Raw genomic sequence first — 13069 nt, forward strand, 5'->3', positions numbered from 1 at the left:
CCGCGCTACGCTGAGCGGGTGGCGGAGACAGAAGCGGGGCGGGCACGGCGCGCAGTGACGATTGTCGGCGGTGCGATCGGGCTCGCCCAGCGATTGAGCGCGGCCCTCGATGAGCGTACGCAATCGTGGTTCTGGCTCGATGGTGCCGCCGCGGCGCCGGGTGAACCTCCTGTGAGCTACCTCGGGATCGCGGCGGAGCTCGCTGTCCCCGTGGCGGGCCGGCCGCACGAGTTTCTCGAGCGAATCTCGGGCGCGGCCGGACCAGCATCCGGGGACGCGGCAGGGTTCTGCGCCGGCTGGGTGGCCGCGCTCGGCTACGAGTTCGGCGAGGCGCTCCTCGGCCTCGATCCCACGCCTGATACCGCTCCCGCGGCGCTGGCGCTTCGGGCGGACGTGGTGATCGCCGTCGCTGGTGAGCGCGGCGAATTGCGCGCCGGGTCTCAGGCCAGCATCGATGAATGGCTGACACGCTACGGTGCGCTGCTCAGCGAGGGCGCACCAGGCGATGAACCTCGCATGGCTGCGCGCTCCACTCACGCCACGCGTGCGGCGGACGCCCGAGCGAGCGGTGCGCCGCAGACCGGGCGCTGGCGGCACGACGACCCCAGCTACGAAGCCGCGGTCGAGGCGTGCAAGTCCGCGATTCGTGAGGGCGAGGCGTACGTGCTCTGCCTCACCGACACGCTCAGCCTTGCGACGAGAGCACGCCCGCTCGACGTGTTTCTGCGGCTGCGGGAGCGGGCAGGCGCGCTGCGCGGCGGGCTCATCGTCACGCCGGGGCGCGCGCTCGTCAGCGCCAGCCCCGAGCGCTTTCTCAGCGTGCGGGGCGCGCGCGTCGCGACACACCCGATCAAGGGAACCCGGCCGCGCGGCGACTCTCCGGCGGCTGACGAGCAGTTGGCGGCTGAGCTGCAGCGGGACCCGAAAGAGCGCGCGGAGAACCTGATGATTGTCGACCTGATGCGCAACGACCTCTCGCGCGTGTGCGCTCCCGAGTCTGTCGCGGTGTCGGGGTTCCTTCGTGTTGAGCAGCACCCGCACGTGCATCAGCTCGTCAGCACGGTGTCGGGCACGCTGCGGCCCGGGCAGCAGACCTCGCAGGTGATCGCCGCTTGCTTCCCCGGCGGTTCGATGACGGGCGCACCGAAGCGGCGGGCGGTGGAGATTCTCCGGGGACTTGAAGCGGGCCCGCGCGGGCTGTACGCGGGGTGTTTCGGTTGGCTGGATGCGGACGGCGACGCGGAGCTCGCAATGACGATTCGGGGGGTCGAGTTCCGCGGCACGGGGGCCCTCCGCGAAGCACGGATCGGCGCCGGCGGGGGGATCACCGCAGATTCGCGCGCCGCCACGGAGTTGGCGGAGAAGCACCTGAAGGCGGCAGCGTTGCTGAGCGCGCTCGACACGGTGAACGAGTAAGCGGCAGGGATCCCGGTCGAACGCGGTAACCTGGAGGGTATGTGTCGCGCCGTCGCGCGACGAGGCGAACCAAGATCGAGGTGTGTGTGACCGAGCAGCAGGGCCGTGATGCCGAGGGCTACGACTTTCAGGCGATTCAGGATCGCTGGCTTCCCGTCTGGGACGAGCTGAAACCGTTTGAGGTGGGCTCGGGCGACGCAGAACGCCCCAAGAAGTACGTCCTCGACATGTTCCCCTACCCGTCTGGCGACCTCCACATGGGTCACGCCGAGGCGTTCTGCTTTGGTGACGTGCTTGCGCGCTACTGGCGCGGGCAGGGGTACGAGGTGCTCCACCCGATCGGCTGGGACTCCTTCGGCCTTCCCGCGGAGAACGCGGCTATCAAGCGCGGCGTCGATCCCCGCGAGTGGACCTACGCGAACATTGCGCAGCAGAAGGCGAGCTTCCGGCTCTACGCTCCGTCGTTCGACTGGAGCCGTGTGCTGCACACGAGCGACCCCGAGTACTACCGCTGGAACCAGTGGCTGTTCCTCAAGATGTACGAGAAGGGCCTCGCGTACCGCAAGGCGAGCTGGGTCAACTGGGATCCGGTAGACCAGACCGTGCTCGCCAACGAGCAGGTGCTCGCTGATGGGACGTCGGAGCGCTCGGGCGCCATCGTCGTGAAGAAGAAGCTCACGCAGTGGTACTTCCGCATCACCGATTACGCGGACCGCCTGCTCGACGACCTCGATCAGCTCGAGGGTCAGTGGCCGACCAAGGTGCTGAACATGCAGCGCAACTGGATCGGCCGCTCGCGCGGTGCCGAGGTGGAGTTCGAGATCGAGGGCCGCGCCGAGAAGGTGCCGGTCTTCACGACCCGCCCCGACACGCTGCACGGCGCGACCTTCATGGTGGTTGCTCCCGACGCCGATCTTGCCGCAGAGCTGGTCGCCGAGGCGGACGCCGATGTGCGCATGCAGTTCCAGGCATACCTCGAGCAGACGCAGAAGCAGACCGAGATCGAGCGCCAGAGCACGGAGCGCGAGAAGACGGGCGTCTTCCTGGGCCGCTACGCGATCAATCCCGTGAACGGCGAGCGCATTCCCGTGTGGGCATCCGACTACGTGCTTGCCGACTACGGCCACGGCGCGATCATGGCCGTGCCCGCGCACGATCAGCGTGACCTGGACTTCGCGCGCAAGTTTGATCTCGCGGTGCGCGTGGTTGTCGACGTGCGCGACGAGGACGGCGCGCAGCTGCCCGATCCCGCTGAGTCTGGCATCGCGACCGCCGGTGAGGGCGTTCTCGTCAACTCGGCCGAGCTCGACGGGCTCGGCAAGACCGAGGCGATCGCGAAGGCGATCGAGGTACTCGAGGCGCGCGGCACTGGCCGCGCCGCCACGACGTACCGCCTGCGTGACTGGCTGATCTCGCGTCAGCGCTACTGGGGCACCCCGATCCCGATTCTCCACGGGGCCGACGGCGAGATGCGCCCGGTCGCGCAGGATCAGCTGCCCGTCGAGCTCCCCGCCTCTGAGGGGCTCGACCTGAAGCCGAAGGGCTCCTCGCCCCTCGGTGCCGCGACCGAGTGGGCCACCGTGGTGGACCCGGAAACCGGTGAGAGTTGGACCCGCGATCCCGACACGATGGACACCTTCGTGGACAGCTCGTGGTACTTCCTCCGCTTCCTGTCAGCGAACGACAGCACGCAGGCGTTCGATCCCGAGCAGGCCCGCACCTGGGGTCCGATCGATCAGTACGCAGGTGGCGTGGAGCACGCGATTCTGCACCTGCTCTACTCGCGCTTCATCACGAAGGTGCTGCACGATCTCGGCTACCTGAACTTCGAGGAGCCGTTCACTTCGCTGCTCAACCAGGGCATGGTGCTGCAGGACGGCGCGAAGATGTCGAAGTCGAAGGGCAACCTCGTTGAGTTCGCGAGCGAGCTCCAGGCGCACGGCGCCGACGCACTGCGCGTCACCCTCGCGTTCGCTGGGCCCCCCGAGGACGACATCGACTGGGCTGACGTGTCCGTGCAGGGCTCCGCGAAGTTCCTGGCCCGCGCTTGGCGTATCGCTGACGACGTGGAGCGCGCGGGCGCGCCCGTTGGCACGGACGCCGTGGGCGGCGACAAGGCACTCCGGCGCGCGACGCATCACCTGCTCGCCGACGCACCTACGCTCATCGAGGGCTACAAGTTCAACGTGGTCGTCGCGCGCCTCATGGAGCAGGTGAACGTGACGCGTAAGGCGATCGACTCGGGAGCTGGGGTCGCTGATCCCGCCGTCCGCGAGTCCGCCGAGGCGATCGCGCAGATCCTCTCGCTGTTCGCTCCGTTCGCCGCTGAGGACATGTGGGCGAAGCTCGGGCATGAGGCGACGGTGGCGCTGAGCACCTGGCCGAAGGCCGATCCCGATCTGCTGGTTGAGGACGAGGTGACGATGGTGGTGCAGGTCGATGGCAAGGTGCGCGACCGCCTCACGCTGCCCGCGTCGGTCTCGGAGGCGGAGGCGGAAGCTGCCGCTCGTGCCTCGTCCGCTGTGCAGCGCGCGATCGGCGATCGTACCGTCGTGCACACCGTCGTCCGAGTGCCGAAGATCGTGAGCATCGCGACGAAGCCCGCCTAGGCCGCCGCGCCCCAAGCGAAACGCCCCCGGGAGGAATCCCGGGGGCGTTGTTCGTGCGGTGTGCGGTTAGGCCTTCGGGAACGCCTCAATTGCGTCCGCGACGCCATTCACGAAGCTCGTGTAGGTGAGCGCGAAGCCGAAACGCTCGGCAAGGTTCCCGTCGATCCAGTTGCCGGTCTCCACCGCGGGCACGCGCTTCAGCAGCGGGTCGAGCGCGGCATCGCGCTCAGCCTTCAAGATGATCGCCATGTCGGCATCACCCAGCGCGCTCACCGCATTCTCGTAGCTCAAGGTGTGGCCCTCGCCCGACGGGTGGAGCGGCGCTTCACTGATCTGCTCGTTCTCGAGGATCGTGAAGCCGAGCGCGGGCAGCACCACCTGGTAGATCGAGTCATGGGAGATCACCGTGAAGTTGTCCACGGGGGCGTGGATGACCGTGGCGGTCTTGCCCTTCGCGTAGTCGCCCACGCGCTCACGTGCTGAGTCGACGGCGGCCTCGTAGTCGGCGATGGCGGCCTCGGCCTGGTCGGCGCGGCCCAGCAGCTCCAGCTGATCCGTCATCGCGACGAAGGGCTTGTCGACCGATGCGCCCGCGACATCGATGCCGTCGTTCACTGCGAGCACGGGAGCGATCTCGCCGAGCTTGAAGTCCTCACCCTCGTAGTAGTTCCACCACCCGGTGCCCACGACAATGAGGTCGGGCTTGTAGGAAGCGATCTCCTCGCGGTTCAGATCGAACGCTGAGTTCTTGAGGTGCGCGGTGTCCGCATCGACGAGCGGGGAGAGCGGGCTATCGGTCCCGTACGCGGTCGCGACGATGGGGTACTCCGCGAGAAGCGCCATCTCGAGCCCGGCGCGGCTATCGAGTACCACCACCCGCTCCGGATCGGCGGGGAGCGTCGCCTCGTAGCCCTCGTAGGAGAACTCGATGGTGTCGTCGGTCTTGGCCGCGTCAGCCTTGGCGGAGTCGCCCGCGGGGCCCGAGGCGCATCCTGCGAGCAGGCCCGCGGCGGCGAGCGTGGCAAGCCCTGCGGTCACGAAGCGGCGGAGCCGGGGGCGCGCCAGTGCGGTGGCAGGAAGAGAGGCCTGGGTGGCATCAGACAGGGAGGGCATTCGGCTCCTAGCGTTCGGGTGTGCGCGTGCGTGCGACACACGGATATGGGTTCGGGGCGGGTGGGGTCCGCCGCTCGATTCCACGCTAGAAGCGTGGGCCTGCGCGAGGCGGACGACCGGGTTCGCGTTTGGGACGCGCTTGGTGTTTACCAGCGCTTTCGCGCCTCGTGGACGAGGAGCCAGAGCAGGTAGGCGCCGCCGAACACCACCGTCACGGTGCCGACCGGCAGCATGACGGGGAACGCGTTGAGCGCTGCGAAGTCGGAGGCGGCGAGCAGCGCCGCGCCCATGAGCGCCGACGCGGGAACTGAAACGCCGGGGCTGCGGGTCACGCGCCGCGCGATTTGCGGGGCCGCGAGCGCGACGAAGGCGATGGGCCCCGCGGCGGCGGTCACCACGGCGATGAGCCCCACGGAGACGAGCATGAGGAGCAGCCGGGTGCGCTCGACGCGCACACCGAGCGCCTGCGCCGCGTCATCGCCGAGCTCGAGCTGGCGGAGCGGACGGGAGAGCAGCAGGGTGATCGCGAGCAGGATCGCGACGAGCGCGCTTCCGGTGCCGGCCTGCTGCCAGGTCATGCCGTTGAGCGAACCAGCGCCCCACACCGCGGCGACGAGCGCGGTCTCAAGATCTGCGGTGAGCGTCAGCCAGGTGTTGACGGAGCTGAGCATAGCGGAGACCGCGATTCCCACGACGATGAGGCGGAACCCCTGCATTCCGCCACGGAATGCGAGCAGCGAGACCACCGCGGCCGCGGCGAGTCCGCCAGCGAGCGCGCCGGCTGCGACTGCGAGGTAGCCGCCGCCGGGCACGACGATCACGAGCAGCGCGCCCGTGTACGCACCCGCCGAGAATCCAAGGATGTCGGGGCTCGCGAGCGGGTTGCGGGTGAGCGACTGGAAGACCGCCCCACTCGCCCCCAGTGCCGCGCCGAACACGATGGCGGCGAGTACGCGGGGGAGGCGCCACTCGACGACGACGGTGCTGGTGAAGTCCGCGGTGGCGCCGGTGATCGCCTGCCAGACCTCGCTGATCGTGAGCGGCAGCTCGCCCACCGTGAGCCCGAGCACTGCGAGCACCAGGCAGACGCCCGCGAGGATGATGCTCACCCACACAGTGCGGGTGTCGAGCCGGAATCCCACGCGTCTACTCTGGATGCGCCAGTAGCTCCGCCCAGTGCTCACAGCGCGCTCACCCGCTTCCGGCGAATCAGTACGATCAGCACGGGTGCACCGACGAAGGCGGTGACGATGCCGACGGGGATCTCCGCGGGGCGCATGATCAGGCGCCCGGCGATATCGGAGACGAGGAGCAGGATCGGTGCGAGCACGACGGTGTACGCCATGATCCAGCGCTGGTCTGGTCCGACGATCCAACGCGCGACGTGGGGGATCATCAGCCCGACAAAGCCGATGGGGCCCGCGATAGCGGTGGCACCGCCTGCGAGGAGCGTGACCGCGATGACCACGAGCACTCGGGTGCGCAGCACGTTCGCGCCGAGCGCGGCGGCGAGGTCTTCGCCGAGTGCGATCGCGTTGAGGGGACGCGCCGCCACGAGGGCGAGCACGAGCCCCACGCCGAGGCAGGGGAGCACGGGCCAGATCTGAGCGAGTTCACGGCCGACGACGGATCCGGCGCCCCAGTTGCGCATGGCGTCGAAGGCCTGCGGATCGAGGAGCGTCATTGCACTTGTGAGCCCGCTCAACACCGCGCCAAGCGCAACACCGGCGAGCACAAGCCGGAGCGGATCGGCGCCGCCGCGCCCGGCAGCGCCGATCGCGTACACGCCGATGGTCACGATGAGCGCACCGGCGAACGCCCACCACATCGTGGCCGAGAGGGAGCGTGCACCGAAGATACCGATTCCCACCGCAACCGCGAATGACGCGCCCGAATTCACCCCGAGGATGCCGGGATCCGCGAGCGGGTTGCGGGTGAGCGCCTGGATGAGGGCACCCGCGATGCCGAGCCCCGCACCCACCACGATCGCGACTACCGTTCGTGGCAGCCGCAGCTCGCGAATCACGTGGTGCGCCTCGAGATTTGCGGGGGCGGTGAGCGCCTCCCACACCGTCGCGATGCCGATCCCGCGCGCACCGATGAGGATGCTGAGCACGGCGACCGCGACGAGCGCCGCGAGTGCGATCGCAAGCCCAGCCGAGCGGCTCAGCGCGCCGCCGGGAAGGCCGCGTCGGGGTCGGGAAGCTGTGGCGGTGTTCGATGCCCGGGTTCGTGGGGGCGAGGGCGCCGATGGAGCGGCAGAGACAGCTGGAGCAGGCACGAGAACGACGCTACGGGGCGGGGTGTGCGATCGGGGGACAGGCCGTGTCGAGATCCGGACAGTGCGGGATCAGAGCCGACCCGCGTACTCGCCCGGGGTCGCGCCGACCGTCTTTCGAAACGCTGTGACGAAGGCGCTGGGAGTGCTGTAGCCGACCTCCCGTGCGACGACCTTGACGCTCATGCCGTCGGCGAGCAGGCCGAGCGCCGCGCGCATCCGTACCAAGCGTCGCCACTGCGCAAAGCTCAATGCGATCTCCGCGGAGAACGCGCGCGTCAGCGTACGCGCCGTCATGTTGAGCAGGGACGCCCACTGCTCGAGCGAGCGGTCGTCGGCGGGATCGTGGAGGATCATCTCGACGAGCATCGCCAGGCGCGGGTCGCTCGGGATGGGCACATCGAGCTCGATCGTCTCGGTCGTCTCGGTCGTCTCGAGCATGTCGACGCAGACGCGCTGGGCACGCACGCGCTGCTCGACCGTCATCTGTGCGCGCTTCAGGTGGATGAGGAGTTCGCGCACTGCAGGGACAAGGCGTACCGCGACCGGCCGGTGCCAGCTCTCCGCCCACCCCGCCGTTGCGAAATAGGTGGCGCGCACGGCGGTGCGGTCCCGGGTCTGTCCCTCGTGCTCCACGCCGGCGGGGATCCACAGGCCAATGCCCGGGGTGACGGTCCACTGGCGACCCGCGACGTGCATGGTCGCGACGCCGCGGTCTGTCCACAGCAGCTCGTGCTCGGGGTGCGTGTGTGGCGTCCAGATCACGGGGTGTTCCGGCTCGTGCACGCTCGTGGTGAGGAGGTAGGGGTGCGCGACGTTGCGCTCAAGACCGGCGGTGAGGTGGGGGCCGGGCATGGCGAGCGTGGGGCGCGGAGCGAGGGAGAGCATGGAAACCTTTGTGGAAGTATTCTTAGTGTCACCTAACTTTAGTCAGATGTTCGTGATTCTGCTGGAAGCGCCGGCGCCTCTGGCGAGTTATCGCCTCGCTCACATCATCTTCTGGTCGACGCTATTCCACAGAAGTGGGCTCCTGGCGAGACGGTTCCGCTCGCGCGCAGTGACGCGCCTAACGTGGCGGCATGACTCAGCACCCTGCCCCGCTTCAGGCGACGGGACCGCATCGGCGTGACCGTGTGGCTACGCGCGCGTGGAGCGCTGAACGGGTGCTTGCGGAGCTCAGCGAGCACGCACCCCAATCCGCTCCGGAGAAGGCACCCGTCACGGGAAGGGCACCGGATCCGGCAGGCCACCGGGGAGCTGAGCGGGCTGCACCGGAGAGCCTTCGCGTCGCCGCGAGCCATGAGGATGCGCGGCCGGCGTTGCGTCGGGATCCGACGCTGCCCTGGCGAGAGCGTGTGCTCCGTGCGCTGCGGGCTCCTGTCTGGGCAGGGATCACCGTCTTCGTCATTGTCGTGCTGGTGGCTGTTGGTGTGGCTGCCGTGCGCAGCGGTGGCGCGGCGAGTCCTGTGAGTCGAGTGAGTCCAGGGGTGCCGGGCGAACACGCGGCGAATGCGCCGCCCGGCGAGACTTCTGCCGAGGGAGCAAAACCGCACGCCCTCCCGGCGGCGGGTGACAGCCTACCGAGCGACGCAGCAGGGAGTGGCGCGACGCTGTGGATCCACGTAGTGGGAGAGGTCCGTGACCCCGGGCTCGTCGAGCTGGCACCCGCCTCCCGGGTTGCCGATGCGATTGCTGCCGCCGGTGGGGCGACAGAAGCCGCGGAGCTCGCAGGGGTGAATCTCGCGCGCCCGCTGCAAGACGGTGAGCAAGTGCGCGTGCCGAACGCGCAGGAGGCTGCTGTTGCGGGGGCGCCAGGCGCGGCCGACGGGATTGCGCCCGGAGGGAGTGGGACTGCAAGGGGTGAGACTGCAAGGGGTGAGACTGCAAGGGGTGAGACTGGCGGGGGAGCCGCGCAGCCTGCCGCTCACCTCGTGAGCCTGAGCCGCGCGAGCGCGGCGGAGCTGGAAACGCTTCCGCGCATCGGCCCGGCGCTCGCGGCGAGCATCCTCGAGTGGCGCGAGTCGAATGGTGGCTTCGTGTCCATCGAGCAGCTCCTTGAGGTCCCCGGGATTGGCGAGAAGACCCTCGACGGGCTGCGAGAGTACGTGGTGCCGTGACGCCGGGCCACTGGCGTGTGCTCGCGCCGGCGCTTGTCGTGTGGCTCGCCACCGCAATCGTGCTGCCACTCGGCGGTGGTGCCTGGCTGAGTTGGGTGGGCGCGGGGCTCGGCGTGAGCGCCCTCGCGGCCGCGCTGTGGCGCGAGCGTCGACACCGAGGGGCCCGGCGGGGGAGCGCCCTTGTGTCCGTGCTGATCGCAGCTGCGTGTCTGGTATTGCTCGGGGTGCAGCTCAGCGCCGGCGAGGCAGCGCGGTCGGAACTTCGCCAGGGCCCGGCCGATGCGGTACGCGAGGTGCGCCTCACGGGCTTTGTCTCCCTCGGATCAACGGGGCGTCCCTGGGCCGCCGGCACCACGCAGACAGCCCGTGGGATCGCGCCGGTGCTCCTCTGGTGCGGCGAGCGCGTCCAAGAGTGTGGCACTGCCGAGTGGGCGCCCGGGGCGCAGCTGCGTGTTCGAGGACGACTCGTGCCCCTTGAGCCCAGCGCGTCCGCCGCTGCGGGCATCCGTGTGCGCGAGGTCGAACTGAGTGAGCCCGCGCCACCACCGGAGCGAACCGCGGCAGCATTGCGCGCTGCACTGAACGTCCGAGCTGGCGATTTCCCCGGTGCCGAGCTCGTTCCCGGCCTCGCAGTCGGCGACACCTCCCTCGTGAGCGAGACGCTCAGCTCGCAGATGCGGGCGAGCGGCCTCACCCACCTCGTGGCGGTGTCCGGTGCAAACTGTGCGCTCGTCACTGGCGGGGTCGGCCAGCTCGCTGCTTGGCTTCGGCTTGGACGGCGTACACGGATCACCGTGCAGGCAGGTTCGCTGCTGCTCTTCGTCATTGTCGTGGGCCCGGAGCCCAGCGTGTACCGCGCGGCAGTCATGGCGACGGTGATACTCCTGTCGCGCTTTGGTGGGCGTCGTGCGATCTCATTGCCCGCGCTCGGCGTCGCCGTTCTCGTGCTGCTGGTCCGCGACCCGTGGCAGGCGCTGCACCCGGGATTCGTGTTGTCGGTGGTCGCGACCCTTGCGATCTTGCTCGCCGCCGCGCCGGTCGCCGGTGTGCTCAGGCATCGCGTGCGACTGCCCGGGTGGGTCGCGCTACCGGTGGCGGTCGCGCTCGTCGCGCAGCTTGCCTGCGCGCCGTTCCTCATTCTCCTTCAGCCGGAGATCTCGGCCGTCGCCGTGCTCGCGAATGTGCTCGCTGCCCCCGCGGCGCCGGTGGGAACAGGGCTTGGCCTGCTTGCGCTCCTCTTGCTTCCGCTCTCAACGCCGCTCGGGGCCCTGCTGCTCGGCCTCGCAACGATCCCCGCACGATGGGTGATGGGCACCGCGGCGGTGAGCGCGGGGCTCCCGCTCGCGCGTCTCCCGTGGCCTGCCGGCTGGCCGGGGGCGGTGTTCCTCGCGGCCTCGGAGTCTCTCCTGTTGCTCGGGTGTGTGCTGGCGGTCCGGAGTTCTGTTCGCAGGCCGCACCGCCGCGCACCCTGGCGCGACTCACCCAAGCCGAGGGCGAGTACGCGCCGAGCGTCAGCGATGCTCGTCGGTGTGGGCATGGGGGCACTTGTCGCCCCGACGCTCCTGGTGCCCGCGGTGGGCCGACTCGCGGTGCCTCAGGACTGGAGCGTCGTCGTGTGCGATGTGGGGCAGGGGGATGCGATCCTCATCCGAAATCCGAGCGCGCCACGCGAGGTCATGCTGGTGGACACCGGGGACGATCCAGCGGCTCTACGCGCGTGCCTCGATCGCTTTGGGGTGCGCTCACTCGCCTGGCTGGTGCTCAGCCACGATCACCGCGATCACATCGGCGCACTTCGCGAGGTGCTCGACCGCACGGAACAGGCGCTGATTGCACCACCCAATCAAGAAGACGGCGAACAGCGGTCGCTCGTTGCCGAGCTTGTGGCAGCGCGAGTGCCACTCACGATGCTCTGGGGTGGCGACCTTGGCGGCGATGCAGTGCGTTGGCGTGCCCTTGGTCCACGTCGCGGGATTACGCCCCCGGATGCGAACGGTGCAAGCGTGGTCTTGCAAGTGTACGCGGGTGAACTTACGGTGCTGCTCACGGGAGATACGGGACGCGCCGCACAGCGTGCGCTGCTGACTGGGCATGGAGTACCTGACGCAAAAGCCACCGCATGCGCGGCTTTGGCCGGAGCCGTGCGCGCTGACGTGCTGAAAGTTGCGCACCACGGCTCGCGTGATCAACACCCGTGCATTGCCGCGGCGGCTGGTGCCGAGCTTGCAGTGATCTCGGTGGGAGCGGGGAATCGGTATGGGCACCCGGCGGGAGAAACGCTGCGTCAGCTCGAGAGTGCAGGAACTGCGGTGTGGCGCACTGACACGGCTGGCACGCTCGCCCTCAGTGGTGAGCCAGGCCGGATCGTGGTGTGGGCCGAGTACCCCGATGGGAAGCCCGAGCAGCCGTGAGGCAGCGTCCGAGTGTCGCCGGTCCCAGCTAGGCTGAGGAGGTGGCAGCAGCACGAAGTACCCCAGCGAAGTTCCCGCAGATCGAGTGGTCCGAGGCCCGGCCGGCCCCGGTTGTTCTCGTGAGCGGGCCCGAGGCGTTTCTCGCAGACCGTGCTGGTCAGTCGATCCGCGCTCAGCTCCTTGCGACGCACCCCGACCTTGAGGTGCACGACATTGATGCGGCGAGCTACGCCGCGGGCGAGCTGTTCACGGTAGCGAGCCCCTCACTGTTCGCGGAGCCGCGTCTCATCCGTGTTGAGGCCGTCGAGAAGTGCTCTGATGCGTTCCTGGAAGACGCGAAGCGCTACGTCGCTGAGCCTGCAGAGGACACCGTGCTGGTGCTCCGCCACGCGGGGGGTCAGCGCGGAAAGGCGCTCCTGGACCTCCTCCGCAAGGGCACGGGGGGTGCCATCGAGATCGCCTGCCCCGAGGTAAAGAAGGACGCAGACCGCCTCGCCTTTGTGCAGGCGGAGTTCCGGCGCCTGGGCGCGCAAGCGACCCCTGGGGCCTCGCGCATGCTCGCGGCAGCGTACTCCGGCGGTATCGGTGAGCTCGCGGGTGCGTGTGCGCAGCTTGTCTCTGATGTCGGCGCGCGCATTGGTGAGGATGAAGTGAACCGCGCAACCGAGGGGCGCGTGGAGACGAACGCGTTCCGGGTGGCCGATGCAGCGACGGCGGGTCGTGGCGCAGATGCTCTCGTGCTGCTGCGCCAGGCGCTCTCCACGGGCACGGACCCGATCCCGCTGCTCGCCGCGCTCAACATGAAGGTGCGAGCGCTCGCTCGTGTCTACGGCGCGAGCGGCAGCAGCGGTCAGCTCGCGAAGGAGCTCGGCATGGCACCGTGGCAGGTTGAGCGCGCGCAGCGGGAGGTTCGCGGTTGGCGCGAGGGTGACCTTGCCCGCTGTATTGACCAGGCTGCCGAAACGGAATGGATGCTCAAGGGCGGCACCCGCGACCCGGAGTACGCGCTCGAGAAGTTCGTGCTGCTCGTTGCGCGGCGCGGTCGCGCCCGCTAACTCACTACCCCGCGCAGGCAATCGGCTCTGCGCGGGGTGGACGGGGTGATATTGAACGAACCCTGGGGCA

General features: G+C 69.3%; 9 protein-coding genes. 5 read left to right on the forward strand and 4 right to left on the reverse strand.

What is annotated here, in order from left to right:
- Positions 1-18 precede the first annotated feature (18 nt).
- Both ACR81A_RS07030 and leuS read left to right on the forward strand, forming a co-directional pair.
- Positions 19-1416 carry an anthranilate synthase component I family protein gene (locus ACR81A_RS07030; RefSeq protein ID WP_440313111.1) on the forward strand — a complete coding sequence of 466 codons (1398 nt, stop codon included), beginning with the start codon at positions 19-21 and terminating at the stop codon, positions 1414-1416.
- Positions 1417-1502: 86 nt separating this feature from the next.
- A complete protein-coding gene (gene leuS / locus ACR81A_RS07035) occupies positions 1503-4025 on the forward strand; it encodes a leucine--tRNA ligase (protein WP_202383107.1) in 2523 nt (840 codons plus the stop codon).
- 66 nt (positions 4026-4091) lie between these two features.
- On the opposite strand, the gene ACR81A_RS07040 is transcribed toward leuS, so the two are convergent.
- The 4 genes from ACR81A_RS07040 to ACR81A_RS07055 form a co-directional block, all read right to left on the reverse strand.
- Positions 4092-5138, reverse strand: coding sequence for an ABC transporter substrate-binding protein (locus tag ACR81A_RS07040; protein ID WP_202383108.1), 1047 nt, complete (start codon positions 5136-5138; stop codon positions 4092-4094).
- A 146-nt stretch (positions 5139-5284) separates the two neighbouring features.
- Positions 5285-6280: a FecCD family ABC transporter permease gene (locus tag ACR81A_RS07045; RefSeq protein ID WP_440313112.1), complete on the reverse strand. Its 996-nt coding sequence runs from the start codon at positions 6278-6280 to the stop codon at positions 5285-5287.
- Positions 6281-6318: 38 nt separating this feature from the next.
- Complete coding sequence (locus ACR81A_RS07050; protein WP_440313113.1) at positions 6319-7419, reverse strand: FecCD family ABC transporter permease; 1101 nt, start codon at positions 7417-7419, stop codon at positions 6319-6321.
- A gap of 69 nt (positions 7420-7488) precedes the next feature.
- The gene (locus ACR81A_RS07055) at positions 7489-8304 is read right to left on the reverse strand and encodes an AraC family transcriptional regulator (RefSeq protein ID WP_440313114.1); all 816 of its coding nucleotides are present in this window, start codon (positions 8302-8304) and stop codon (positions 7489-7491) included.
- A gap of 191 nt (positions 8305-8495) precedes the next feature.
- Here ACR81A_RS07055 and ACR81A_RS07060 point away from each other — a divergent pair, with 191 nt between their 5' ends.
- From ACR81A_RS07060 to holA, 3 genes are read left to right on the forward strand one after another with little or no spacing between them, the layout of a single operon-like run.
- Entirely contained in the window at positions 8496-9533 is a 1038-nt protein-coding gene (locus ACR81A_RS07060) for a helix-hairpin-helix domain-containing protein (RefSeq protein ID WP_440313115.1), read from the forward strand.
- Complete coding sequence (locus ACR81A_RS07065; RefSeq protein WP_440311460.1) at positions 9530-11944, forward strand: ComEC/Rec2 family competence protein; 2415 nt, start codon at positions 9530-9532, stop codon at positions 11942-11944. Before ACR81A_RS07060 ends, ACR81A_RS07065 begins: the two co-directional genes overlap by 4 nt.
- Before the next feature lie 41 nt (positions 11945-11985).
- A complete protein-coding gene (gene holA / locus ACR81A_RS07070; protein WP_440311461.1) occupies positions 11986-12999 on the forward strand; it encodes a DNA polymerase III subunit delta in 1014 nt (337 codons plus the stop codon).
- The last annotated feature ends 70 nt before the right edge of the window (positions 13000-13069 follow it).

Origin of the sequence: Leucobacter chromiireducens (assembly GCF_051993095.1) — a bacterium.
GTDB classification, from domain to species: domain Bacteria; phylum Actinomycetota; class Actinomycetes; order Actinomycetales; family Microbacteriaceae; genus Leucobacter; species Leucobacter chromiireducens.